General features: G+C 66.1%; 26 protein-coding genes and 1 tRNA gene. 14 read left to right on the forward strand and 13 right to left on the reverse strand.

The features are described 5' to 3' along the window. Window positions 1-10: 10 nt before the first annotated feature. Together H8F27_RS06730 and H8F27_RS06735 are read right to left on the reverse strand one after the other, a co-directional pair. Window positions 11-631, reverse strand: coding sequence for a 2OG-Fe(II) oxygenase (locus H8F27_RS06730; RefSeq protein WP_197152456.1), 621 nt, complete (start codon window positions 629-631; stop codon window positions 11-13). Then, window positions 631-1089 (reverse strand): protein phosphatase, encoded by a 459-nt coding sequence (locus tag H8F27_RS06735; protein WP_197152458.1) that lies wholly within the window; start codon window positions 1087-1089, stop codon window positions 631-633. The genes H8F27_RS06730 and H8F27_RS06735 overlap by 1 nt, the downstream gene beginning before the upstream one ends. 48 nt (window positions 1090-1137) lie before the next feature. On the opposite strand from H8F27_RS06735, the gene H8F27_RS06740 reads away from it, so the two are divergent. From H8F27_RS06740 to H8F27_RS06750, 3 genes are all read left to right on the forward strand, one after another. Then, window positions 1138-1395 carry a hypothetical protein gene (locus H8F27_RS06740; RefSeq protein ID WP_197152465.1) on the forward strand — a complete coding sequence of 86 codons (258 nt, stop codon included), beginning with the start codon at window positions 1138-1140 and terminating at the stop codon, window positions 1393-1395. Between the two features lie 18 nt (window positions 1396-1413). Next, complete coding sequence (locus H8F27_RS06745) at window positions 1414-4077, forward strand: HAD-IC family P-type ATPase (protein WP_197152468.1); 2664 nt, start codon at window positions 1414-1416, stop codon at window positions 4075-4077. A 109-nt stretch (window positions 4078-4186) separates the two neighbouring features. After that, entirely contained in the window at window positions 4187-5224 is a 1038-nt protein-coding gene (locus H8F27_RS06750) for an alpha/beta fold hydrolase (protein ID WP_197152470.1), read from the forward strand. A gap of 66 nt (window positions 5225-5290) precedes the next feature. Here the strand turns inward: H8F27_RS06750 and H8F27_RS06755 are convergent. After that, window positions 5291-5362, reverse strand: a tRNA-Val gene (locus tag H8F27_RS06755). Window positions 5363-5389: 27 nt separating this feature from the next. Here H8F27_RS06755 and H8F27_RS06760 point away from each other — a divergent pair. Beyond that, window positions 5390-5911 (forward strand): metal-binding protein, encoded by a 522-nt coding sequence (locus tag H8F27_RS06760; protein ID WP_197153408.1) that lies wholly within the window; start codon window positions 5390-5392, stop codon window positions 5909-5911. 45 nt (window positions 5912-5956) lie between these two features. Next, window positions 5957-6784 carry a nucleoside triphosphate pyrophosphohydrolase gene (gene mazG / locus H8F27_RS06765; RefSeq protein ID WP_197153409.1) on the forward strand — a complete coding sequence of 276 codons (828 nt, stop codon included), beginning with the start codon at window positions 5957-5959 and terminating at the stop codon, window positions 6782-6784. A gap of 79 nt (window positions 6785-6863) precedes the next feature. Here the strand turns inward: mazG and arfB are convergent, their stop codons facing one another. Further along, complete coding sequence (gene arfB / locus H8F27_RS06770; RefSeq protein WP_197152472.1) at window positions 6864-7313, reverse strand: alternative ribosome rescue aminoacyl-tRNA hydrolase ArfB; 450 nt, start codon at window positions 7311-7313, stop codon at window positions 6864-6866. Between the two features lie 79 nt (window positions 7314-7392). Here arfB and speE point away from each other — a divergent pair, with 79 nt between their 5' ends. Beyond that, window positions 7393-8256 (forward strand): polyamine aminopropyltransferase, encoded by an 864-nt coding sequence (gene speE, locus H8F27_RS06775; protein ID WP_197152474.1) that lies wholly within the window; start codon window positions 7393-7395, stop codon window positions 8254-8256. On the opposite strand, the gene H8F27_RS06780 is transcribed toward speE, so the two are convergent. Next, on the reverse strand, window positions 8250-8648 hold the full coding sequence (locus H8F27_RS06780; protein WP_231596566.1) for a cyclic nucleotide-binding domain-containing protein: 399 nt from the start codon (window positions 8646-8648) through the stop codon (window positions 8250-8252). The two genes, speE and H8F27_RS06780, sit on opposite strands and share 7 nt — an antisense overlap. A 106-nt stretch (window positions 8649-8754) precedes the next feature. Further along, window positions 8755-8952, reverse strand: a complete 198-nt coding sequence (locus H8F27_RS06785; RefSeq protein WP_231596567.1) for a hypothetical protein — start codon at window positions 8950-8952, stop codon at window positions 8755-8757. A gap of 176 nt (window positions 8953-9128) precedes the next feature. On the opposite strand from H8F27_RS06785, the gene gcvT reads away from it, so the two are divergent. Then, complete coding sequence (gcvT, locus tag H8F27_RS06790; RefSeq protein WP_197152478.1) at window positions 9129-10238, forward strand: glycine cleavage system aminomethyltransferase GcvT; 1110 nt, start codon at window positions 9129-9131, stop codon at window positions 10236-10238. A 41-nt stretch (window positions 10239-10279) separates the two neighbouring features. Beyond that, a complete protein-coding gene (aspS, locus tag H8F27_RS06795) occupies window positions 10280-12103 on the forward strand; it encodes an aspartate--tRNA ligase (protein WP_197152480.1) in 1824 nt (607 codons plus the stop codon). Window positions 12104-12145: 42 nt separating this feature from the next. On the opposite strand, the gene H8F27_RS06800 is transcribed toward aspS, so the two are convergent. Both H8F27_RS06800 and H8F27_RS06805 read right to left on the reverse strand, forming a co-directional pair. Next, window positions 12146-12877 (reverse strand): MlaD family protein, encoded by a 732-nt coding sequence (locus H8F27_RS06800; protein ID WP_231596568.1) that lies wholly within the window; start codon window positions 12875-12877, stop codon window positions 12146-12148. A gap of 12 nt (window positions 12878-12889) precedes the next feature. Then, a complete protein-coding gene (locus tag H8F27_RS06805) occupies window positions 12890-13483 on the reverse strand; it encodes a hypothetical protein (protein ID WP_231596569.1) in 594 nt (197 codons plus the stop codon). A 200-nt stretch (window positions 13484-13683) separates the two neighbouring features. On the opposite strand from H8F27_RS06805, the gene H8F27_RS06810 reads away from it, so the two are divergent. From H8F27_RS06810 to H8F27_RS06820, 3 genes are all read left to right on the forward strand, one after another. Beyond that, window positions 13684-14187, forward strand: a complete 504-nt coding sequence (locus tag H8F27_RS06810) for a Dps family protein (protein WP_197152489.1) — start codon at window positions 13684-13686, stop codon at window positions 14185-14187. Window positions 14188-14245: 58 nt separating this feature from the next. Continuing rightward, window positions 14246-15877, forward strand: coding sequence for a CTP synthase (locus H8F27_RS06815; protein ID WP_197152490.1), 1632 nt, complete (start codon window positions 14246-14248; stop codon window positions 15875-15877). A gap of 326 nt (window positions 15878-16203) precedes the next feature. Then, the gene (locus H8F27_RS06820) at window positions 16204-16875 is read left to right on the forward strand and encodes a 7-carboxy-7-deazaguanine synthase QueE (RefSeq protein ID WP_370594473.1); all 672 of its coding nucleotides are present in this window, start codon (window positions 16204-16206) and stop codon (window positions 16873-16875) included. On the opposite strand, the gene H8F27_RS06825 is transcribed toward H8F27_RS06820, so the two are convergent. Further along, on the reverse strand, window positions 16876-17391 hold the full coding sequence (locus H8F27_RS06825; RefSeq protein WP_197152491.1) for an ecotin family protein: 516 nt from the start codon (window positions 17389-17391) through the stop codon (window positions 16876-16878). It abuts the gene before it with no gap. Between the two features lie 38 nt (window positions 17392-17429). Between H8F27_RS06825 and queC the strand changes: the two genes are divergently transcribed. From queC to H8F27_RS06840, 3 genes are read left to right on the forward strand one after another with little or no spacing between them, the layout of a single operon-like run. Further along, window positions 17430-18200 carry a 7-cyano-7-deazaguanine synthase QueC gene (queC, locus tag H8F27_RS06830; protein WP_197152498.1) on the forward strand — a complete coding sequence of 257 codons (771 nt, stop codon included), beginning with the start codon at window positions 17430-17432 and terminating at the stop codon, window positions 18198-18200. After that, complete coding sequence (locus H8F27_RS06835) at window positions 18197-19534, forward strand: anthranilate synthase component I family protein (protein ID WP_197152500.1); 1338 nt, start codon at window positions 18197-18199, stop codon at window positions 19532-19534. Before queC ends, H8F27_RS06835 begins: the two co-directional genes overlap by 4 nt. Beyond that, window positions 19531-20433, forward strand: coding sequence for an aminotransferase class IV (locus H8F27_RS06840; RefSeq protein ID WP_370594474.1), 903 nt, complete (start codon window positions 19531-19533; stop codon window positions 20431-20433). Before H8F27_RS06835 ends, H8F27_RS06840 begins: the two co-directional genes overlap by 4 nt. A gap of 26 nt (window positions 20434-20459) precedes the next feature. On the opposite strand, the gene H8F27_RS06845 is transcribed toward H8F27_RS06840, so the two are convergent. From H8F27_RS06845 to urtC, 4 genes are read right to left on the reverse strand one after another with little or no spacing between them, the layout of a single operon-like run. Continuing rightward, on the reverse strand, window positions 20460-20945 hold the full coding sequence (locus tag H8F27_RS06845) for a hypothetical protein (protein ID WP_197152502.1): 486 nt from the start codon (window positions 20943-20945) through the stop codon (window positions 20460-20462). 38 nt (window positions 20946-20983) lie between these two features. After that, window positions 20984-21751, reverse strand: coding sequence for an urea ABC transporter ATP-binding subunit UrtE (gene urtE / locus H8F27_RS06850; RefSeq protein WP_197152504.1), 768 nt, complete (start codon window positions 21749-21751; stop codon window positions 20984-20986). Then, entirely contained in the window at window positions 21748-22494 is a 747-nt protein-coding gene (gene urtD, locus H8F27_RS06855) for an urea ABC transporter ATP-binding protein UrtD (protein ID WP_197152506.1), read from the reverse strand. The genes urtE and urtD overlap by 4 nt, the downstream gene beginning before the upstream one ends. After that, window positions 22491-23678: an urea ABC transporter permease subunit UrtC gene (gene urtC / locus H8F27_RS06860; RefSeq protein WP_197152508.1), complete on the reverse strand. Its 1188-nt coding sequence runs from the start codon at window positions 23676-23678 to the stop codon at window positions 22491-22493. The genes urtD and urtC overlap by 4 nt, the downstream gene beginning before the upstream one ends. Window position 23679: the final 1 nt, after the last annotated feature.

A 23679-nucleotide genomic window follows, 5' to 3' on the forward strand; every position in this document is an offset into this window, starting at 1 on the left:
TGGTCCTGGGTCATCCCCTCGCCAGACGGCTGAGGAAGTCCTGGAGGTTGCCGGCGTTGATCCAGCCAGTGGCGATGGTTTTGCTGCAGTCGGGGTTCACCCGGCCGCGGTGGATGTGGGACGGCCCGGCCGGAAAGATCACTAGCTTGCCCCGCTCAGCCTGCTCGTGGTGCCCCTGCCAGTGGAACTCCGTGCCGGCCTCGGGCACCGTGTTGCAGTAGAGGATCCAGGCCAACACCCGGTGCACCGGTTCCGTGGCCTCGTCGCTGATCGTCCAGTCGCAGTGCCAGCGCTTGAAGCCCTCGCCCGGGGCGTAGTGCTGCAGGTTGAAGATCGGATTGATAAACAGCTGCTGGTCTGGGCAGCAGGCGCGAAACAGGGGCCGCTCCTGCAGATAGCGCTCCAGGCCGGCGCCCACCCCCCGCAGGATCACATCGGCTAGGGCGAAGGCTTCGGGATCGGAGCGGTCGAGCGCCACCAGGCTGATGTCGGTTGACACCTTGGCGGGCTCGCCGCCAGGCCCGAAGGCCACTCCGGGGCGCTGCAAATCGTTGCGCCGCCCATAGAAGGCCAGCACGCCATCGGCCAGGGCCTCAAAGCCGGCGTTGCGATAGGAGGCGATCAACTGCATCAGGGTGTCTGCTGGTCATGATGCCGCCAGGGAATGGCCACCACTCCTTCAAGATGCTGCCAGTGGTTCGGCTGGGCCACGAGCCGGGGCAGCAGTTCCAACCGCTCCAGGGCCTGGGCCACCCGGGCGGGCTCCAGGGAGCTGCCTTGATGCAGGGGGAGCACCAGCACCTGCTGCTCGGCCGGATCGGCCAGCACCTGGAGATCCATGTCGTCCAGTTCCCGTTCGAAGAACAGGCGGCGCATGCGGCCACTGACCGATCCCAGGGCCGCCGCAAAGGTTTCCAGACCCTGACGATCGCCGCTGCAGCCGCAGTTGAGCGACAGCCAGATCATCAGCTTGGCCCAACTCTCTGTGCTCCACAGGGGCTGAAAGCTCTCGCGGTGCTGGCGCACCAGCTCGCCGATGGCGAAATCAAACAAGCTGGCCTGCAGGCTGGAGGCGTTCATGGCCGCCATCCTGCCCAGCCGCGGGCAGACTGCAACCACCCGCGCCCGCCGCAGCCCATGGCCCTCGACTTCAACGATCCTGAACTGGAGTTCGGCGATCTCGTCTACGCCTACCAGAGCTGGGTGATGGCGGTTATCAACGATGAGAAGCTCGGCGGCAGCGAAACCCTGCTCACCGAAGAGATCGCCGACGACGCCCTCAACGCCATGCGCTTCCTGCCCGGCGAAGTGACCAGCGCCATCGAAACCAGCCTGGCCCGTGTCTATGACGTCGATGCCGAGGAGCTCGCCAACCTGCTGTTCCCGGAAAGTTGACACCCCGCAAGAGCAGTCGTGCCCCCTCTCCCCGCTGACGTCCACAGCCGCGCCGGCTCCGAGCTGGCAGCCGAGCTGGCCAGCAGCACCAGCCAGGGGCTCAGCGATCAGGAGGCAGAGCGGCGCCTGGGGGTTTGGGGGCCGAATGCCCTCGGCAACGGGGGGGGCTCACCGGCCTGGCGCCGGTTCCTGGGCCAATTTCACGACCCCCTGCTCTACACCCTGCTGACGGTGGGCGGGATCAAATTGCTACTCCACGAACCCGGCGAGGCGCTGGTGATCTGGAGCGTCACCCTGATCAACGCCGTGATCGGCTACGTGCAGGAAAGCCGGGCCGAAACGGCGATTGCCGCCCTGGCCCGAGCCGTGCGCACCGAAGTGGAGGTGATCCGCGCGGGCCGGCGCCATCGCCTCGCCTCCGAGCAGCTGGTGCCGGGCGACCTGGTGCGCCTGGAGGCGGGCAACAAGGTGCCGGCGGATATGCGCCTGCTCCAGGCCCGCAACCTGCAGCTGGATGAATCGAGCCTCACCGGCGAATCCCTGCCGGCGGCGAAAGACAGCGCAGCCGTTGCCAAGAGCACTCCCCTGGCAGAGCGGATCGGCATGGCCTATGCCGGCAGCCTGGTGACCAGCGGCCTGGGCCTGGGCCTGGTGGTAGCCACCGGTGCCGCCACCGAAGTGGGCCAGATCTCGAGCTCCCTGCAACAGCAGGTCAGCCTGAGCACGCCCCTAACCCGCAAGTTCCGCCGCTTCAGCCACACCCTGCTGCAGCTGGTGCTGGTGCTGGCCGGCCTCACCTTCTTGGTGGGTCTGCTGCGCGGCCGCGATGGGGTCGAGATGTTTGACGGGGCGGTGGCCCTGGCGGTTGGGGCGATTCCGGAGGAGCTGCCGGCGATCGTGACGATCACCCTGGCGATCGGCGTGAACCGGATGGCCCGCCGCAACGCGATCATCCGCAAGCTGCCGGCGGTGGAAGCCCTGGGCAGCACCACCGTGATCTGCTCAGACAAGACCGGCACCCTCACCCAGAACCGGATGACGGTGCAGGAGATCTATGCCGGCGGCGCCCTGGTGCCGATCGAGGCGCTCTGGCCAGGCAATGGCAGTGACGGTGATCTCCTGGCCAGCAATCGGGCCCTGGAAGAAACCCTGCTGGCAGGCCTGCTCTGCAGCGACGCCCGGCCCAGCCAGCAGGAGGGGCTGGTGGGGGATCCCACCGAAACGGCCCTGCTCCAGGCCGCCGCAACGGCTGGCCTGGACCGGCAGCAGGCCCTCGAGCGCCACCCCCGTCGGGATGCCATTCCTTTTGAGTCAAAACAGCAATACATGGCCACCCTGCACGGCAGCGACCGCATCCTGGTCAAGGGCTCGGTGGAAGTGGTGCTGGCCCGCTGCAGCCGCCAGCTGAACCCGAGCGGCCAGGCCGAGCCCCTGGAAGGCGAGCGCATCACCGCCGCGGTGGCGACCATGGCCGGCCGGGGCCAGCGGGTGCTGGCCTTCGCCATCGGGCAGGCCGATGGGGATCCCAACCAGCTGAAGCCCAGCCAGATCGAGCGGGGGCTGGATTTTCTGGGTCTGCAGGGCATGCTCGATCCCCCCCGCCCCGAGGCGATCCGGGCCGTGGCCGCCTGCCAGGGCGCGGGAATCAGGGTGAAGATGGTCACGGGCGACCACCTCGAAACCGCCCGCTCCATCGCCCTCCAGCTAGGCCTGGGAGATGGAGTGGGCAGCCTGGGGGCCATCGATGGCCGCAGCCTGGCCAGGCTCAGCCCGGCTGAGCTGGTCGACTGCGTCCGCCACAACGACGTGTTTGCCCGGGTGGCACCCGCCCAGAAGCTGGCCCTGGTGCGGGCCCTCCAGGCCGATGGGGCCGTGGTGGCCATGACCGGCGATGGCGTCAACGACGCCCCGGCCCTCAAACAGGCCGACATCGGCATTGCCATGGGCAAGGGGGGCACCGAGGTGGCCCGGGAAGCGGCCGACATGCTGCTGACCGACGACAACTTCGCCACGATCGAAGCGGCCGTGGAGGAGGGCCGGGCCGTTTACCTCAACCTGCACAAGGCCCTGGCCTTCGTGCTGCCGGTGAACGGCGGTGCCTCGATGACAATCCTGCTGGGGGCGGTGCTGGGCCTGGAGCTGCCGGTAACAGCCCTGCAGGTGCTTTGGCTGAACATGGTCTGCTCCCTGAGCCTCTCGATCCCCCTGGCCTTCGAGCCCCGGCCACCGGGGCTGATGCGGCAAGGGCCACGGCCCCCAGCCCAGCCCCTCCTGAGCTGGGGTCTGGTGCGCAAGGTGGTGCTGGTTTCAACCTTCTACTGGTGCTTCATCTTCGGGGTATTTCTCTGGGCCCGCTCCCATGGCCACAGCCTGCCCCTGGCCCGCACCATGGCGATCCAGGCCCTGGTGCTGGCCCAGATCGCCTATCTGGTCAGCATCAGCCAGGTCAGCAAGCTGGGCTGGCGCCATTGGCACCACAATCCGATCCTGCTGGCGGGCATCGGCACGGCGGTGGTGCTGCAGCTGGGCTTCAGCCAGCTCGGCTGGATGAACCGCTTCTTCGCCACGGCCCCCCTGGAGCCCCAGCAGTGGTTGATCTGCGGCGTGGCCCTGCTGGTGATGGTGCCGGTGGCCGCCATGGCCGAACGGCTCGATCCCACCACGGGAATTCCGAGGGACTGACCCGGTGATACTGGGCAATACCCGGTGAGGGTTCAAGCACCGGGTTGGCTGGACAACATGGCCAAATGCTGCCCCAAGGCTGGGGATCAAGAATCCGAAGCAGGGCAACATGGCCGATCGAGATACCTTCGCCGTAAACAGCGGAGAGAAGTTTCACCTGGTCGAGAACTTTCAGTTTGAAAGCGGCCAGACACTTGCCCTTGCGCGCATTAATTACACCACCCTGGGCATGCCCCAGCTTGACTCAAATGGACAGATCCAAAATGCGGTTCTGCTCATTCATGGAACCGCATGCAGCTGGCAGATATTCACAGAGGATTGGTGGGCCAACAGCATGTATGGCCCCGGCCAGCCGCTCGATCTGGGCCAAACCTTTGTGATTATCTCAGACAACATTGGTGCAGGCGGCTCAAGCAAACCAAGCGATGGCCTGCGCATGAACTTCCCCTCCTACCAGCATGGGGATGTGGTTCGGGCCCAGCACGACCTGGTAACCAATCACCTGGGTATCAACCAATTACGGGCCGTGATCGGCAGCTCCTTGGGCGGCAGGCTCGCATGGCAATGGGCAATTCAATATCCCCAGGCGGCCAAGAGCATCATTCCGATGGTCGCCTCTCCCTTTCCGCTGGCTGGCCGTCGTGGCATGCAGGATTATCTCGGAATTGAGCCCTTGCTCATTGATCCAAGCTGGGATGGTGGCAATTACCTTGAGCCCCCACGCAACTTTCCCCTAGCCATCATGACCTATTGGATATTTATGTCCGGGGTCAACCACCTATGGAGAGCTGCCCCCACCAGGGAGCTAGCCCTCCGGCACCTGCCCAGGCTGGCAAAGAAAATCGCCGCAAAACTAGATGCCAACGACTGGATCTACCAATTGCGCGCCAATGACACATTCAACGCTGCCCTATCACTTGAAGCGATTGAAGCCCAAGTGCTTGCCGTAGCAATTGACGGCGACGAAATGGTGCCAGTTGAGCTGGGCCAGTTGGATGAGGCCAGGCGCATACTTGCCGAGAAAATGGAAATCGTTCAGATTGGCGATTCCGGCTCGGGCAGGGGCCACACCTCTTTGCAGCATGTACTCCAGGCCTGTGCACCAAGAATTGGTGAGTTCCTTAAATCGCTAGACTGCGATTATTAAGCCAAAATTACTGGCCCAAACTGTTTGACAGCCGCCGCGGCTACTACGCGGAGCAAAAAGATAAGATGCGCGATGCCGGGTTCGAACCAGCGACATCCTGCTTGTAAGGCAGGCGCTCTACCGCTGAGCTAATCGCGCTTGCTGCGCAACCTACACCAACCAACCATGGCCAGCGGCCCCAGCCACGACCGAGCAACCTGGGGACTGTGTCTGCCCTTCGGATTGCTGTGGTGGCCGTGGCAGGGGCTGGCCGGGGCGGCCTGCGCCAGCCTGGCCTTCCTGCTGGGGGGCCTGCTGCTCTCCCCCGACCTCGACACCCGCTCCAATCCCACCCGCCGCTGGGGAGTCCTGCGGCTGCTCTGGTGGCCCTACCGCAACCTGCTGCGCCATCGCTCCCTGCTCTCCCACAGCCCCCTGCTGGGCAGCTGCGGGCGGCTGCTCTACCTGGGCAGCCTGCTGATCGGCCTCAGCTGGCTGGCCCAACCCCTCGGCACCCCTACCCCCGCCGCCCTGGCGCAGCTGGCCCAGCAGCTCTGGCGCGGGCACCAGCCCCTGGTGATCGCGGCGCTGGTGGGGCTGGAGGCCAGCGCCTGGCTGCATCTGGTGCAGGACGGTGATCCGATGCCCAAAACGCCGCGGTTGCTGCGGCGGGGGCACAAGCGGCGGGGGCGCAAACGGCGCCGATGAGAGGGTGGCGATGAGAGGGTGGCCCTACCGCGCCCCGCCACCCCCATGGGCTCCCCCTCCAGCACCCCGACCCTTGAGGCCCTCGCCGAGCTGATCGCCGTGGTGGCAAGGCTGCGCGACCCCAGGACCGGCTGCCCCTGGGACCTGGAGCAGACCCACGCCTCCCTGGTGCCCTACCTGCTCGAGGAAGCCCATGAGGTGGCCGATGCGATCCGCCATGGCGACGACAACCACCTGGCCGAGGAGCTGGGCGACCTGCTGTTGCAGGTGGTGCTGCACGCCCAGATCGCCGGCGAGGCAGGGCGCTTTGACCTGGCGGCGATCGCCCGCGGCATCAGCGCCAAGCTGGTGCGCCGCCACCCGCACGTGTTCGGCGGCGAGCCGGCCAGCTGGGAGGCGATCAAGGTCCAGGAGCAGGCCGAGCGCGAGGGCGCAAGCGCAAATTCCGCCAGCCCCCTCAGCGAGCGCCTGACCCGCAAGGTGCGCGGCCAGGGAGCCCTGGCCGGCGCCATGACCATCTCCAAACAGGCGGCCGCGGCCGGCTTCGAGTGGGATGACATCGAGGGGGTGTGGGCGAAGGTGCACGAGGAGCTCGACGAGCTCAAAGAAGCTGTGGCCTCCGGGGATCACCGCCATGCCCAGGAGGAGCTGGGCGACCTGCTGTTCACCCTGGTGAACGTGGCTCGCTGGTGCCGGATCAACCCGGAAGAGGGCCTGGCCGGCACCAATCGGCGCTTTCTCAATCGCTTCTCCCGGGTGGAGGCCGCCCTGGGCGGCGATCTCCAGGGCCGCAGCATCGGCGAGCTCGAAGGCCTATGGCAGCAGGCCAAGGCCCAGATCCGGGCGGAGAACGGGCCGCCGGCTGGCAGCTGAGGCGGCAGGCCCGCTGCCGATCTGGTGCTTCCGGGAGGTTGTACAGATGTACATGCTCCTGTAGGCATCCACAAACAGCTCAGTCTTCCGGCAGCAGAGGACGCGACCCCCGCTGCCCCTTGATGGCGCTGCGCAGTTTCTTGGCGGCGAGGCGGCGCTCTTTTGAACCCCGGGTGGGCTTGGTGGCCCGCCGCGGCGGCGGCGGTGGTTTGATCGCCTCCTGCAGCAGCTCCACCAGGCGCCGCTGGGCCGCCACCCGGTTCTGCCACTGGGAGCGGTGCTCGCTGGCAGCGATTACCACGCACCCCTCCACTAGCCGCCCCTCCAGCCGCCGCAGGGCCCGGGCCTGGAGCAGGGGCGGCAGGGCAGCGGAAGCCTCCAGATCAAACACCAGCTCCACCCGGGAGTCGGTGGTGTTCACGTTCTGGCCCCCCGGGCCGGAGGAGCGCGAGAAGCGCCAGCGCAGCTCAGCAGCGGGGATCACCCACCGCCCACTCAGCCGCATATCGCCAGGCACCCCACCAGTCATCACCAAAGCCTGTCATGGACAGCCCAGGGGGATCGGCAACCCGTGATGCGCAAATGTGGAGAGGTGATCCTTCCCGTCCATGGCCGCGAGCAGCACCCCACCCAGCCCAGGCTGGATCGACGAGATCTTCGACGGCGTGCGCTACGGACTCGAGGGCACGGTGGTCGCCGAGGCCCAGTCACCCATCCAGCGGGTGACCATCATCGACAGCCAGCGCTACGGCAAGGGCCTGCTGCTCGATGGCTGCTGGATGACGGCCGAGCGCCAGGAGCGGCATTACCACGAGGCGATCGTGCATCCGGCCCTCTGCGGCGCGGCGAGCATCAAGCGGGTGCTGGTGATCGGCGGCGGCGATGGCGGCACCGCCCGCGAGTGCCTGCGCCACGCCGGCGTGAAGCAGCTCGACCTGGTGGAGATCGACGGCTTGGTGGTGGAGTGGAGCCAGCAGTACCTGCCCTTGATCGGCGGCGGTTGCTGGAGCGACCCCCGCTTCCAGCTGACGGTGGGCGACGGCATCGCCTGGGCCGCCAATGCGCCCGATGCCAGCTACGACGTGGTGATCGTCGATGGCTCCGACCCGGCCGGCCCGGCCGAAGGCCTGTTCAACCGGGCGTTTTTCGAGCACTGCCGCCGCATCCTGCGGCCCGGCGGCGTGTTCGCCACCCAGAGCGAATCACCCGAGGCCTTCCGCCAGGTGCACATCGACACGGTGAAGCTGATCCGCGAGGTGTTCGGCTTCGCCGACCCGATGTATGGCTGGGTGCCCATGTATCCGAGCGGCTGGTGGAGCTGGACGTTCGCCGCCACAGACGGCCGTCGCTATCTGGAGCCGGACCCCACCCGAGCCGCGGCCGTCGTCTGTGGCTCGGAGATCTGGAGTCCCCGCTGGCAGCGGGGCGGCTTCGACGCCATCCCAGCCGCGATCGAGCGGGAGCTTCAGTAGCAGCAGGTGCCGCTGGTGCGCTGCTCGCGCAGGCGTTCATGCTGCTGGCTGATCAACAGCACGGCCAGGGTGGGGTGGTTGTGCAGCAGGTTGAGGAAGCGGAGGCGATCGAGCCGCAGGATTTCCACCGGGGTGCGGGCCAGGGCCTCATTGCGGTAGCAGCCATCGCCCCAGACGATGTCCTGGTAACTGAACAGCTCGCCGGGCCGGTAGCAGAGTTTTTCCCCACCTTCGCCAACCAACTCCACGATGCCGCGCCGCGCCCCATAGATGGAATCGGCCCGCTCCCCGCGGGAAAACACCTTGGCACCGGTGGGCAGGGTGAGTATCTCGCAGTCCACCTGGGCCGCCATCAACTCGATAGGGGTGGTGATCGACATAGTTGCGGTCATCTCAGCCTCCTCCGGGAACCATCAGATAACTTAATAACGCAGCATCCCTGCTGTGGCCAGGCAAAGCGGCCAGGCCGATCAGTCATGTAAAAAATTTATATCCGCTTCAGCTTTGGCCCAGGACGGCATCGAGGCTGAGTTGCTGATTCGCCAGGGACCCAGCTAGGGAGTCATCAGCTGATCCGGCGCCTTGCCCCCCCGCCAGCACCGGCAGCCGCGGTGGCCGGGCCGTCCAGTGGTGGCACCACAGCTCGGTAGCCAGCTCGGGGTGGATCTGCAACTGGCGCAGCTGGCACCAGCCCATTTCCGCCCCCCTGGGCGGGGCGCAATGGCGGCAGCTACGACAGCAGGGTCTTTGACCCATCAACAGATCGGGATTTGGTCTCCCAAGGTATGGACGCCTGGCACTGCTGGGAAGCAAGAAACCCGAATCTTTCGAGTTCCTTCGTGATTGCCGCGACCCCCCAATAGGATCCCCCCATGACCCTGCTGCACACCCCACTATTCGAAGCAGCCCGGGCGGCTGGCGGCCGGATGGTGCCCTTCGCCGGCTGGGAGATGGCCGTGCAATTTTCAGGCCTGGTGGCCGAGCACACCGCCGTGCGCAGCCACTGCGGCGTTTTCGATATCTCCCACATGGGGGTGCTGGGCCTGCGGGGCGATGGTGTCAAGGATGCCCTGCAGAGACTGGTGCCCACCGACCTGTTCCGCATCGGCACCGGCGAGGCCTGCTACACGGTGCTGCTCAACGAGGCCGGCGGCATCCGCGACGACCTGATCGTCTACGACCGGGGCTGGCGCCAGGGAGCCAAGGGCGAAGCAGCCAGCCATGAGCTGGTGCTCGTGATCAACGCCGCCTGTGCCGACACCGACACCGCCTGGATCCGCAGCCAGCTGGAGCCCGCCGGCATCACCATCGACGACCGCAAGGGCGATGGGGTACTGCTGGCCCTGCAGGGGCCCGAGGCCCAGGTGCGCCTGGAGGCCCTCTGCGGCGAAAGTCTTTCTGGCCTGCCCCGCTTCGGCCACCGGGAGCTGGAGCTGGCGGGGGCCACCGCCTTTGTGGGCCGCACCGGCTACACCGGCGAAGACGGCTTCGAGCTGCTCCTGCCCCGCCAGGCGGGCCTGGACCTCTGGAGCCAGCTGCTGGAGGCGGGGGTCACCCCCTGCGGTCTCGGCGCCCGCGACACCCTGCGCCTGGAGGCCGCCATGCACCTCTACGGCAGTGAGATGGATGCCAGCACCACGCCCCTGGAGGTGGGGCTGGGCTGGCTGGTGCACCTGGAGATGCCCAAGCCCTTCATCGGCCGGGCGGTGCTGGAGCGCCAGAGCGCCGAGGGGGTGGGGCGGCGGCTGGTGGGGCTGGAACTGCAGGGCCGGGCGATCGCACGCCACGGCTACCCGGTGCTGCACAACGGCGCAGTGGTGGGCGAGGTGACCAGTGGCAGCTGGTCCCCCAGCCTGGGCAAGGCCATCGCCCTGGCCAGCGTGCCCGTCGCCGCCGCCAAGCTGGGCACCGAGCTGGCGGTGGAGGTTCGGGGCAAGGCCGAGCCGGCCACCGTGGTGAAGCGGCCCTTCTACCGGCGCTGACGGCGCCGTGGGAAAATCGCGGATTCGCTTGCTTTCTCCCCATGCGCAGCCACGGATGCGGCGACCTGCGCCAAGACGCCAGCGGTCAGGCCGTAGAGCTGTGCGGCTGGGTAGACCGCAGCCGTGACCATGGCGGTGTGATTTTTGTCGACCTGCGTGACCGCAGCGGCAGCGTGCAGATCACCGTCGATCCCGACAACGGCGCCGCAATGTTCGCCGTAGCGGAGCACCTGCGCAACGAAACGGTGATCCAGGTGGCCGGCACCGTGCGCCAGCGCCCCGCCGACGCCATCAACGACAAGCTGGCCACCGGCCAGGTGGAAGTGATGGCGGCCTCCATCACCGTGCTCAATGCCGTCAAGGGCAACCTGCCTTTCCCGGTGTCGCTGCACGACGAGGAGAACACCCGCGAGGAGCTGCGCCTGCGCCACCGCTACCTCGACCTGCGCCGCGAGCGCATGGCCCGCAACCTGCGCCTGCGCCACCGCACCGTGCAGGCCATGCGCCGCTTCCTGGAAGAGGCCGGCTTCATCGAGGTGGAAACCCCGGTGCTCACCCGCTCCACCCCCGAGGGCGCCCGCGACTACCTGGTGCCCAGTCGGGTGTGCGGTGGCGAGTGGTTCGCCCTGCCCCAGTCACCCCAGCTGTTCAAACAGCTGCTGATGGTGGGCGGCATCGAGCGCTATTACCAGGTGGCCCGCTGCTTCCGCGATGAAGATCTGCGGGCCGATCGCCAGCCGGAATTCACCCAGCTGGATATGGAGATGAGCTTCATGGGCCAGGAGCAGATCCTGGAGCTCAACGAAGCCCTGATCGCCAGCATCTGGCAGGCCGTCAAGGGCATCGAGCTGCCGCGCCCCTTCCCGCGGCTCAGCTGGCATGAGGCCATGGCGCGCTACGGCACCGACCGGCCCGACACCCGCTACGGCCTGGAGCTGTGCGATGTCTCCGACCTGGTCAAAGACATGGGCTTCAAGGTGTTTTCAGGGGCGGTGGCCGCCGGCGGCGCGGTGAAGTGCATCGCCGTGCCCGGCGGCAACGAGGCGATCAGCAACGTGCGCATCAAGCCCGGCGGCGATGTGTTCAGCGAGGCCCAGAAGGCCGGGGCCGGCGGCCTGGCCTTCATCCGCGTACGCGAGGGCGGCGAGATCGACACGATCGGAGCCATCAAGGACAACCTCCCAGACGACAAAAAAGCCGAGCTGCTGGCCCGCAGCGGCGCCACACCCGGCACCCTGCTGCTGTTCGGCGCAGGCGACACCGCCACGGTGAATAAGGCCCTCGATCGGGTGCGCCAGTTTCTGGCCAGGGAGCTGGGCCTGGTGCAGGGCGAGCGGCAGAACGACCAGTGGAACTTCCTCTGGGTGGTGGACTTCCCGATGTTCGAGTTCAACGCCGGCGAAAACCGGCTCGAAGCCCTGCACCACCCCTTCTGCGCCCCCAACGCCGCAGACCTTGGGGCAGATCCGGCCGCCTGGGCCGAAACGCTGCCCACGGCCCGCGCCCAGGCCTACGACCTGGTGCTCAACGGCCTGGAGCTAGGCGGCGGCTCCCTGCGCATCCACGATTCGGCCCTGCAGCGCCAGGTGCTGCAGACCATCGGCCTGCCCCTGGAGGAAGCAGAGCGCCAGTTTGGCTTCCTGATGGAGGCCCTCGATATGGGCGCCCCGCCCCACGGCGGCCTGGCCTACGGCGTGGACCGGATCGTGATGCTGCTGGCGGGCGAGGATTCGATCCGCGACACGATCGCCTTCCCCAAAACCCAGCAGGCCCGCTGCCTGATGACCCAGGCCCCGGCCGGGGTGGCCGACAAGCAACTGGAGGAGCTGCATGTGGCGAGCACCTGGACGGAGGAGGAGGGGTGACTCCCTGGCCACCCCAGCCTCCCCCTATGAATGGCAAAACTGCTACCGATCAAACATGGCCTTGAGTGTCTGAATTAGACCACGCAATTCCTCGCTTGTAACTATGACACTCACGCCGGCTGCGCCAAGCTGATTGACACCTGCTTGGCCACTCTGCAAAGTTTCTCGCACCACAGGCGCTGTATCTTCGGTCTCCTTTTGAAGAGCCTTGGCCAGATCAGAAAAAAATCCCGCCCCTTGACGCATGGAACTCAATGTGATCGGGACATCACTGGCAAAGACCTTACCCGCATTGGCAATTGTTGCATCAAGCCGCATACGCGTTTGCGCCAGGCCTATCAACAATTCCCTTGTATCAAGTGCAGGATCGAGAGGAAGCTCAAGCGTTGAATCACTTGCCCGATTCAGCTCTTTAGGCTTCGTCTTAGATAAATCTGGCGTTATGGAAATAAAGGAATCCCCAATAAGCCCCTCCTGATCCACCCTCAAAACGCTGGATGGGCCGATAAAATTTGCATAGCTTGGGTCCACATCAAGTTTTCCAATTATACGGGCATCGTCTGCTATCGAGAGGGTCTTGAGCCGACCAACAGTCAGGCCAGACAATTTGACCTCCATGCCAGGGCTCAAGGATTTCGCCGATTTAGCCACCATGGTGATCCGCAATGGCCTTTGCCACCAGGAAATCCAGCCCTGCTCCAGGGCGAACGCCACCAATGTGGCGCCGAGGAGCACAAAGGTAATGGAGCTAAAAATCCAACTATCTCGCTTCATTCCACCAGCTTTTTAGAAAATCATTTGGCGCACAAAGATCCAAGCAATTTTTGTCGCCATCACAGCAGCAAAGACATGGACCGTCACCGAGCTAATCACCAGGGCAATGGGCTTACCCTTGCCGATGCTAGACCTAGACTCTATCAAGGCCCATGTACTTGCGATCATGACATAAACACTTGCCTCCAAGCTTGAAAGGGCCAAGTCTGCGGCCCTTACGGCAGCAAAAATAAGCCGGAATTCACCAATCACATCCTGACGAGAACTAATTAATACTCCAGCAACAACGGAGGCCAAAAGAAAATAAAAGTTCAAAATAGCGCCAGTAACCGCCGCGGGCACAACGACCCTTAGCCAAGCAGCACCAATCCCGAGCCGATAAAAACGAACCCAATGGGGGCTCAACCTCATGGTGATCAGCAGCGCACAGGCAATCGGCCCTGCCAGATGCAGCGATGCATTAACCAATAAATGGAGCCCAAACGCATTTGACTGGTGTAGCTTTTCGGCAATATATACACTTCCAGCACCCACAAATAGGCCGGCTAAAATTGCCTCATCGGCGCAGTGCTTACCATCTCTCTCGATAGCTCCCAGCAGGGCCATAAGCCGCTTGATCACAAGCCTCTTGATCACAAACCTAAATTTCCCGTAAGCGTTCAGGTGTCGCGGTGCCAGCACGTCTATTTCCAGGGACAGCTCAGCCGCCTGACGGGAACGCCGGTGGCCTGCGGAACAACAAAGCTCAACACAGGGCTGCCAGGCCCCACCGACCAACTAAAACGGAATTATTACGCATAAGCCCCATGGCCTCCAATCCAGCCGCTCCCACCGGCGCCCCCCCGATCGACATCGGCATCCCGGAAGCCCAGCGCCTCCAGATCGCCGCGGGGCTGGGCCAGGTGCTGGCCGACAGCACCGTGCTGTACGCCAAGACCCACGGCTTCCACTGGAACGTGACCGGGCCGATGTTCAACACCCTGCACCTGATGTTCATGGAGCAGTACACCGAACTCTGGATGGCCTTAGACGCCATCGCCGAGCGCATCCGCGCCCTTGGCTGCCCAGCCCCCTACGGCGGCGCCACCTATGCGGGCATCTCCTCAATTCCCGAAACTGCAGGCGTGCCCGGTGCCCTGGCCATGGTGCGCGAGCTGGTGGAGGGCCACGAAGCGGTGGCCCGCACGATCCGCAGCGTGTTTGCCACCGCCGATGGCGCCAACGACCAGCCCACCGCCGACCTGCTCACCCAGCGGCTGCAGATCCACGAGAAGACCGCCTGGATGCTGCGCAGCCTGCTGGAGGCCTGAGCCGCAGGGGCGAGGGTGCTTGGGGCGCCCGGTACATTGAAGAATCCGCCGGCGGGATATGGCCAAGTTTGTTTTCGTCACCGGCGGGGTGGTCTCCAGCATCGGCAAGGGCATCGTGGCCGCCAGCCTCGGGCGCCTGCTCAAGAGCCGCGGCTACAGCGTTTCGATCCTCAAGCTCGACCCCTACCTGAATGTGGATCCGGGCACGATGAGCCCGTATCAGCACGGCGAGGTGTTCGTCACCGAAGACGGCGCCGAAACAGATCTGGATCTGGGCCACTACGAGCGCTTCACCGACACGGCCATGTCGCGGCTCAACAGCGTCACCACCGGCTCGATCTACCAGGCGGTGATCAACAAGGAGCGGCGCGGCGACTACAACGGCGGCACCGTGCAGGTGATCCCCCACATCACCGGCGAAATCCGCGAGCGCATCCACCGGGTGGCCGCCAACAGCAATGCCGACGTGGTGATCGGCGAAATCGGCGGCACGGTGGGCGACATCGAATCCCTGCCCTTCCTGGAGGCGATCCGGGAATTCCGCGGCGACGTGGGCCGCCACGACATCGCCTACGTGCATGTCACCCTGCTGCCCTTCATCGGCACCTCAGGCGAGCTCAAGACCAAACCCACCCAGCACTCGGTGAAGGAGCTGCGCTCGATCGGCATCCAGCCCGATCTGCTGGTGTGCCGCAGCGACCGGCCGGTGAGCGAAGAGCTGCGGCGCAAAATCGGCGGCTTCTGCGGCGTGCCCCAGCGGGCAGTGATCCAGGCCCTCGATGCCGACAGCATCTATGCGGTGCCCCTGGCGATGGAGCAGGAGGGCCTCTGCAGCGAGGTGCTCGACGTGCTGCAGCTCAGCAACGGCCCAAGCGACATGGGGCGCTGGCAGGAGCTGGTGACCAAACTGCGTCACCCCGGCCCGGCCGTGAAGGTGGCCCTGGTGGGCAAGTACGTGCAGCTCAACGACGCCTACCTGTCTGTGGTGGAGGCCCTGCGCCACGCCTGCCTGGATCGGGACGCCTCGCTGGATCTGCACTGGGTCTGCGCCGAACAGCTCGAAACCCAGGGGGCCGAAGCGCTGCTGGCGGGCATGGATGCGGTGGTGGTGCCGGGCGGCTTCGGCAACCGGGGCGTGGACGGCAAGGTGGCGGCGATCCGCTGGGCGCGGGAAGAGCGGGTGCCCTTCCTGGGCCTATGCCTGGGCATGCAGTGCGCCGTGATCGAGTGGGCCCGCAACCAGGCGGGTCTGGAGGGAGCCACCAGCGCCGAGCTGGATGGGGAGTCGCCCCACCCGGTGATCCACCTACTGCCCGAGCAGCAGGACGTGGTGGATCTGGGCGGCACGATGCGCCTGGGCGTCTACCCCTGCCGCCTGGCAGCCGGCACCATGGCCCAGAGGCTCTATGGCGACGAAGTGGTGTATGAGCGCCACCGCCATCGCTACGAATTCAATAACGCCTACCGCAGCCTTTTCACCGAAGCGGGATACACCATCAGCGGCACATCACCGGATAACCGGCTGGTGGAATTGATCGAGCTGCCAAGCCACCCTTTCTTCACCGCCTGCCAATACCACCCTGAATTCCTCTCCCGCCCCGGCAAGCCCCACCCCCTCTTCCGGGGATTGATCGAGGCGGCCCAGCAGCGGGCCGCCCAGGTGGCTTTCGCGCAACCGCTTCAAGCCTGAGCGGCGAGGATCTGCTCTCACCTGAGTTCACAGGCGGGCAAAGGGCCCCTGAAAGTTTATCCACGCTTGGCGTGTCGATCAACGCTGCCGACTACGGCCTCCAGCAGGGCGGTGCCGAACCCTAAAACCCTGACAACTGCGCCGGTACCTGCAACCAGCCCGCCCTAGCGACCGAAAGCCTTTGAGCAACAACTACCCGCCCAGCTCCGCCCCTGGAGGCCCTTCGGCACTGGAAGGCATAAAACGTTGCTGGCTCGCCATGTAGGACAGCCACGTCCTCTGCCAGGAGAATCGATGGGATCTCCCTGCTGGCCCCGGCAAGCCCTTTGACCCCTGCGCCCCAGCCACCGACACCCAATCCGAATCCACCACCGGCACCGCCCAGCCAGGCCCTGCCGGTGGTGGAAACCTTCCACTCCCTGCAGGGGGAAGGGATCCACGCCGGCCGCAGCGCCTTCTTCATCCGCCTGGCGGGCTGCGGCGTGGGCTGCAGCTGGTGCGACACCAAGCATTCCTGGGCCGCGGCGCCCCACCCCCTGCGCCCACTGGCCGAGCTGGCCGCCGAAGCCGCCTCAGCTGCAGCAGCAGGGGCCGCCTTTGTGGTTGTCACCGGCGGCGAACCCCTGCATCACGAGCTCTCCGCCCTCTGCGCCGCCCTCGCCAGCAGCGGCCTGCCCCTGCATCTGGAGACCAGCGGCGTCGATCCCCTGAGCGGCCGCTTCGACTGGATCACCCTCTCACCCAAAGCCCACCGGCCGCCCACAACCGAGCTGCTGGCGAGCTGCCACGAACTCAAGGTGGTGGTGCACGGGGCCGGCGATCTGGCCTTCGCCGAAGCCATGGCGGCAGCGGCCGCCGCCGCTGGCAACCAGCCAGCGCTGCTGCTGCAGCCGGGCTGGGACTCGCAGAGCGGCCAGGCCCTGGCCACGGCCCACGTGCTGCGGCATCCCCAATGGCGGCTCAGTCTCCAGAGCCACAAGTGGCTGGGGCTGCGCTGATCACTGCAGGCGGGCCGGCCGCTCCTGGACCTCGGCCTTCCACAGCCGCCAGCGCAGCTCCAGCGGCCGGGGCGCATCCACCACGATCGGTTGGCTGGCGTTGTAGGGCACCACAAAGGCCTTGCCAGCCATCGGCACAAAGGCGCGGCGCCGGGGCTGATCCGGCGGGCAGGCCATGCGGGTGGAGGCCAGCTGCCCCACATCGGTGACCCGATAGAGCAGGGGGCCGCCCGGCTGGGCGGGCTTCACGGGCCGCAGCTTGCCGCCGAAGGTCTGCCGGTTGCAATCGAGCTCCACCATCTGGCCCACGATCAGCTGGACCCGCCAGTCGGCGGGGTTGGTTGACAGCGCCGGATCGGCCTGGGGAGGCAGCACCCCCGGCAGCTGGATCACCCAGCGGCGATCGCCGGCGGCGGGTTTGGGATGGCTCGAGAGATCGAGCCGGGGGATCGCGGCTGCGGAGCCCCCAAGCAGCATGGCCACTGCAACCCAGGCCTGAAAGCGAACGCGCACCATCAACACTTTGCCTTTGCACTGCCGCCATCGTGGCGTGAATGGCCATCGGTCGCCTCAGGGAGGATGTACATCTGTACAACCTCCCGAAGCGGCTCGCGAATCAGACCCTCGCCCCCGTGTCCATCCCCCACCAACCCACCGGCCGCCGATCCACTGCTCGCCAGCCGACCGCGATCGCCCTGCTCTCCGGCGGCCTGGATTCAGCCACCGCCGCGGCCCTGGCGATCGAAGCCGGTTATCGGGTGATCGGGCTGTCGCTGGATTACGGCCAGCGCCATCGCCGCGAACTGCAGGCCGCCGCCGAACTCGCCCCGCTCCTGGGACTGGCTGAACACCACACCATCGCCGTCAACCTGGCCGCCTGGGGTGGCTCCGCCCTCACCGACACCGCCATCGCCGTACCCAGCGCCGGGGTTGAGGCGGGCATAATCCCGAGCACCTACGTGCCGGGACGCAACACCGTGTTCATCGCCTTGGCGCTGAGCCTGGCTGAGGCCCGCGGCGCCCAGAAGCTGGTGCTGGGCGTAAATGCTGTCGACTACTCCGGCTACCCCGACTGCCGCCCCGACTACCTCGAAGCCTTCCAGACCCTGGCTGAGCTGGCCAGCAAGGCCGGCCGCGAAGGCCGCGCGGCCCAGCTCTGGGCACCCCTGGTGAGCTGGAGCAAAACCCGGATCGTGCAGGAGGCCCGGCGGCTGGGCGTGCCGATCGAGCGCACCTGGAGCTGCTACGAGGGTGGCGAGCGGCCCTGCGGCGTGTGCGACAGCTGCCGCATTCGCGATGCCGCCCTGCTGGCAGCCGGGGTATGAGCCCGCCCCGCCACCGCGAGCCCCTGCATCACCCCCTGCCCTGGCGGGATCCCTGGCCCCTGGTGCAAGCCCTGGCGGCCGAGCTGGGCAGGGAGGGTCTGGTGTGGCTCGATAGCGATGGCAGCGCCCAGGGCCCCTGCAGCCGCCTCGGCCTGGCGCCCCTAGAGCAGCGCATCTGCCGCGGCCTGCCGGGGGAGGCCCGAGCCAGGGATCCATTTGCGCTGCTGGCCGATCTGGCGGCGGGCGGCGGCCATTGGATGGGCTGGCTCAGCTACGAAGCCGGGGCCTGGGTGGAGCCCGCACCCCATTGGCAGTCGCCCGACATGGCCCTGCTCTGGGCCGCCCGCCACGACCCGGTGCTGGTGTTTGACCATGGCAGCCAGCAGCAGTGGCTCGAGGGTCAAGATCCAGGGCGGCTGAGCAGCTTCGCTGCCCTGTTGGAGCGGCTTGATCTAGGCACCGCGCCTGCGAGCCAACCGCCGGCCGCGATCGCGCCAGCCTCCTGGCACTGGCACACGCCCCCCGAGCGCTTCGCCGATCAGGTGGAGCAAGTGTTGGCCTGGATCGCCAGCGGCGATCTTTTCCAAGCCAATCTCACCGCCTGCTGCGAGCAGCAACTGGCGAACCCCGCCGATCCCCTGGAGCTCTACGGCCGCCTGCGCCGCAGCTGCGCCGCACCCTTCGGTGGCCTGGCGGTCGCCGGAGCGGCAGCGGCTGGTGAGGCGGTGCTCTCGGCCTCCCCGGAACGGTTCCTGCGGCTGGATGGAACGGGGCAGGTGGAAACGCGGCCGATCAAGGGCACCCGGCCCCGCCACCAGCACCCCGACGCCGATGCCGACGCCGCCGCCGACCTGGTCACCAGTGCCAAGGACCGGGCTGAGAATGTGATGATCGTTGACCTGCTGCGCAACGACCTGGGGCGGGTGTGCCTGCCGGGCTCGATCCAGGTGCCCCAACTGGTGGGGCTGGAAAGTTATCGCCAGGTGCACCACCTCACCTCAGTAGTGCGGGGCCAGCTGGGCGATGGGCTGAGCGCCATTGACCTGCTGCGGGCCTGCTGGCCGGGGGGCTCGATCACCGGGGCCCCAAAAATCCGGGCCTGCCAGCGGCTGCACGGCCTGGAGCCGGTACCCCGGGGCCCCTACTGCGGCTCCCTGTTCCGGCTGGGGGCCGACGGGCAGTTCGACAGCAGCATCCTGATCCGCTCGCTGCTGCTGCGGGGCCAGCGGCTACGGGCCCACGCCGGCTGCGGCATCGTGGCCGACTCCGATCCCGCCGCCGAAGCCGAGGAGCTGGGCTGGAAACTGCAACCGCTGCTGGAGGCCCTGGCGTGAATCGCCCCCAGCCCATGGCCGCCGCGATTGCCTGGCTGGGGGATGGCTCGGGGCATGGTTGCTGGGGTAGCCCCGCTGACCTGGCCATACCGCTCGACGATCGGGGCCTGCTGCTGGCCGACGGCCTGTTTGAAACGGTGCTGGTGGAGGCCGGCCGCGCCTGGCTGCTGGCGGAGCACCTGGAGCGCTGGCAGGGCTCGGCGGCCCTGCTGGGGCTGCCACCACCACCGGGGGCAGCGACCGTAGAGGGCCTGCTGGGCGCAGCCACCGCCCGCAGCGGCATCGGCACGGCCCTGGGCAGCAGCGGCGCCCTGCGGCTCAACTGGAGCCGGGGCAGCAGCGACCGGAGCAGCACCAGCCGGGGGATCGACCTGGCCGGCAACGACGAGCCCCGCTTCTGGCTGCAGCTCAGCGCCATCGAGCCCTGCTTCGCGCCGCTGCGGGTGATCGTCAGCCCCACCGAAACCCGCAGCGCCACCAGCCTGCTGAGCCGCTGCAAGAGCTTCGCCTATGGGGCCTCGATCCAGGCCCGCCGCCAGGCCCGCGCCGCCGGCGCCGACGATGCCCTGCTGCCCAGCTCAGCCGGCGGCCTCTGCTGCGGCACCACCGCCAACCTGCTGGTGTGGCGAGGGGACAGCTGGATCACCCCACCGCTGAGCAGCGGCTGCCTGCCGGGGGTGATGCGGCGGCGGGCCCTGGAGCGGGGGCTGGTGGCGGAGGCCGTGATCGGGGAACAGGATCTGCTCGGGGCTGGGGCGGCCTGGTTGATCAACAGCCTCGGCTGCCGGCCGATCAGCCACCTGGGCGCGGTGCCCCTGGCGAGCAGCGGCCAGCAGCCCGGCCAGCAGCCCGAAAAGTTCTGGCGCCAACTACTCCTGCCCGATCGCCCCTGCGGTTAGTTGCAATGCAGTCAGTTGCAACGCAGTCAATTGCAACCCATGGTGGAGATCCGATAGGTGAAGCCGGTGGCCGCCTGGTCGGCACTGGCACCGATCTTGAAGTTGAGCTGGCTGACGGTTTTGCCGGGAATCGCCGGGAAGGGGCCCCACATGCGGCCCGTACCCATCTGGGGGGCGAACGACTCGTTGATCACCTGCAGATTGGAGCCATCGGTGAACTTGAGGTAGCCCTGGATCGGGTAGGTGGCACTCACCGAGGAATCAGCTGTGAAGAAAAATTTGTAGATGGCGTAGGGCTGGGTCACGAAGAAATCGGTGTTCCAGTTCGGACGGCCAAACGGATTGCCCGGGCCCACTGTCTTGAGCACGATGTTGGTGGTGCCATTACCTCCCACCGGGGCCAGGAATTGGCAGGTTTGGGCCTGAACTGGAGCCAGGCCGGCAATCAAGGTGGTGCTGCAGAGAGTGGCCGCAGAGGCCGCCGCGAAGGCCGCCGCGAAGTAAGCACGCATCAAATTTCAAAGTGAGATTAACCACCACCTATACAACCTCAAACGCTCAAGAATCGCTGGATCATCTCCGAACTGAGATCTGCCATGGCGCCACTGGCCACAATTCCACCCTTCTGCATGGCGTAGTACCAGTCGGATTGGCGCACAAAGCTGGGGTGATGCTCCACCAGCAACACCGAAATACCTGTCTCCCGAATGATGCGGCTCACGGCCCGCTGGATGTCGAGCACCACCGATGGCTGGATGCCCTCGGTGGGTTCATCGAGCAGCAGCAGGCGGGGCTTGCCGAGCAGGGCTCGGGCGATGGCTAGTTGCTGCTGTTGACCACCGGAGAGGTCGCCACCACGGCGGGCCAGAAACTTCTCCAGTACGGGGAACAGCTCAAACACCAGCGGGTCGATATGGCGATGGCGACCCATACCCCCCGGCAGGGCTTCAAGGCCCAATAGTAGGTTTTCGCGCACGCTGAGCTGGGGAATAATCTCTCGCCCCTGGGGCACGTAACCGATGCCGGCCCGGGCCCGGTGGTGCGGCAGTAGCGACGTCAGGTCCTTGTCCTCAAGCTGCACCGAACCACTGCGCTGGCGCAGCAAGCCGATGATCGTCTTAAGCAGGGTGGTCTTGCCGACACCGTTGAGGCCGATCAGACAGGCCATCTGGCCCGGCGCGATCGAGAGATCGACGTTGCGCAGAATGTGGCTCTCGCCGTAGTAAACGTTGAGGCCACGGATGGCGAGTAGGTGCCCATCACTACCCTCGGGGGGATGGGGGGTGGCAGGTTCACCGCGGGAGATAGTGCTGGTCATGCTGGGTCCTCAACTCCTAAGTACACCTCGATAACGCGAGGATCGCGCTGCACCTCATCCATGCTGCCCTCGCAGAGCACATGGCCCTCGTGCAGCACCGTGACTGGGCAATTGAGTTCGTGGATGAAGTCCATGTCGTGCTCGATCACCAGCACGGTGTGATCACCGGCGAGGCTGCGCAACAGCTCTCCGGTGCGCTCGGTCTCCTCATCGGAGAGCCCAGCGACTGGCTCATCCACCAGTAGAACCTCGGGATCCTGGGCCAGCAACATGGCGATCTCCAGCCACTGCTTCTGGCCGTGGGAGAGGCTGCCGGCCTGCTGGGAGGCGTGGACTTCCAGGCCCACAACGGCGAGCAGTTGCTGCACTCGGTCGCGCTGGGCGGCACTGAGGCTGCCAAACAGCAGGGTGAAGGGCGAATGGCTGCCCTTGACGGCCAACTCAAGATTGCGCCGTGGCGTGAGGTTGTGATAGACACGCGGCGCCTGGAACTTGCGGCCGATGCCGAGCCTGGCGATGCGGTGCTCGCTAATGCCCACCAGCGAGCGACCCCGGAAAAACACATCCCCCTTGGTAGGCCTCACCTTCCCGGTGATCACATCGAGGAAGGTGGTCTTGCCAGCGCCGTTGGGGCCGATAACGGCCCGCAGTTCGCCGGGAATGAGGGAGAGATTGAGGTCATTGAGCGCCCAGAAGCCATCAAAGCTGACACTCACTTGGCGCAGTTCAAGCAGAGCAGTCATGGCAAACCTCCAGATCCTGTGGAACCGGTTTCTTCAGCAAGGGCACGGGCTTCAATCTCGCGCTTCTCGGCCTGTACGAGTGGATCGAGGTCAAGGCCGGGATAGGTGGGAGCCAGCGGCGGCCAGCCCACCATCGCCTGAATGTGGCGAAGCCCGCCTTTGCGCCACCAGCCCACTACCCCATCGGGCAGGGCTGTAACCACCAGCAGGAAAAGCCCCCCCTGAACGAACAGCCAGGTTTCGGGTAGCTGTTCGCTGATCAGGCTCTTGGCGTAGTTGATCAACACCGCACCGAACACGGCGCCGATCAGGGTGCCGCGGCCCCCCACCGCCACCCAAATCACCATCTCAATCGAAAAGGGAACCGACATGAACTGGGGCGAAATAATGCCCGATTGCACGGTGTAGAGGGCACCACTGATACCGGCAAGAGCACCAGCGACGGTGAACACAAGGGTCTTGTAGGCGGTGGGGTTGTAGCCGGTGAAGCGCAGCCGCGGCTCGTCATCGCGCACTGCCACCAGGGCATCGCCAAAGCGACCGCTTGTAAGCCAGCGGCAGAGGAACCAGGCAGCCACCACGAGCAACACCGTGATCCAAAAGAGGTAACGCTGCATGCCATCGGAACCCACCAGCTCACCGAAGAAGCGAGCGGTGTCTGTCTTGAGACCGTTGGTGCCGTTAATCAGCTTCTGCTGGCCGTTGAAGAAGTTAAAAAACACCAGCAGGGCCGCCTGGGTGAGGATCGAGAAGTACACCCCTTTGATGCGGTTACGAAATACAAGAAAGCCCAGTACTCCAGCCACAATCGCTGGAATCACCCAGATCGCCAAAAGCGTGAACAGGGGCGAATTGAACGGCTGCCAGAAGAGGGGCAGGCTCTTGACGCCATAGAGGCTGAAGAACTCCGGCAACTGGCCAGGCTCAAGCGAATTGAGCGAAAGATGCATACCCAGGGCATAGCCGCCGAGGGCAAAGAAGATTCCCTGACCAAGGCTAAGCAGGCCGGTGAAACCCCAGATCAGATCAACACCCAGAGCGACGATGCCAAGAGCCAAAAAGCGACCGAGCAGGTTGAGCCGAAAGGGCGGCAACACGAAGGGCAGGATCAGGGCGGCCGCCACGATCAGAATCCAGGGCCACCAGCGACGCAGAAAAACGATAAGGAAAGGTGAGCTGCTCATC

The sequence above is a fragment of the Synechococcus sp. CBW1108 genome, assembly GCF_015840335.1.
Classification (GTDB): Bacteria; Cyanobacteriota; Cyanobacteriia; order PCC-6307; family Cyanobiaceae; genus Cyanobium_A.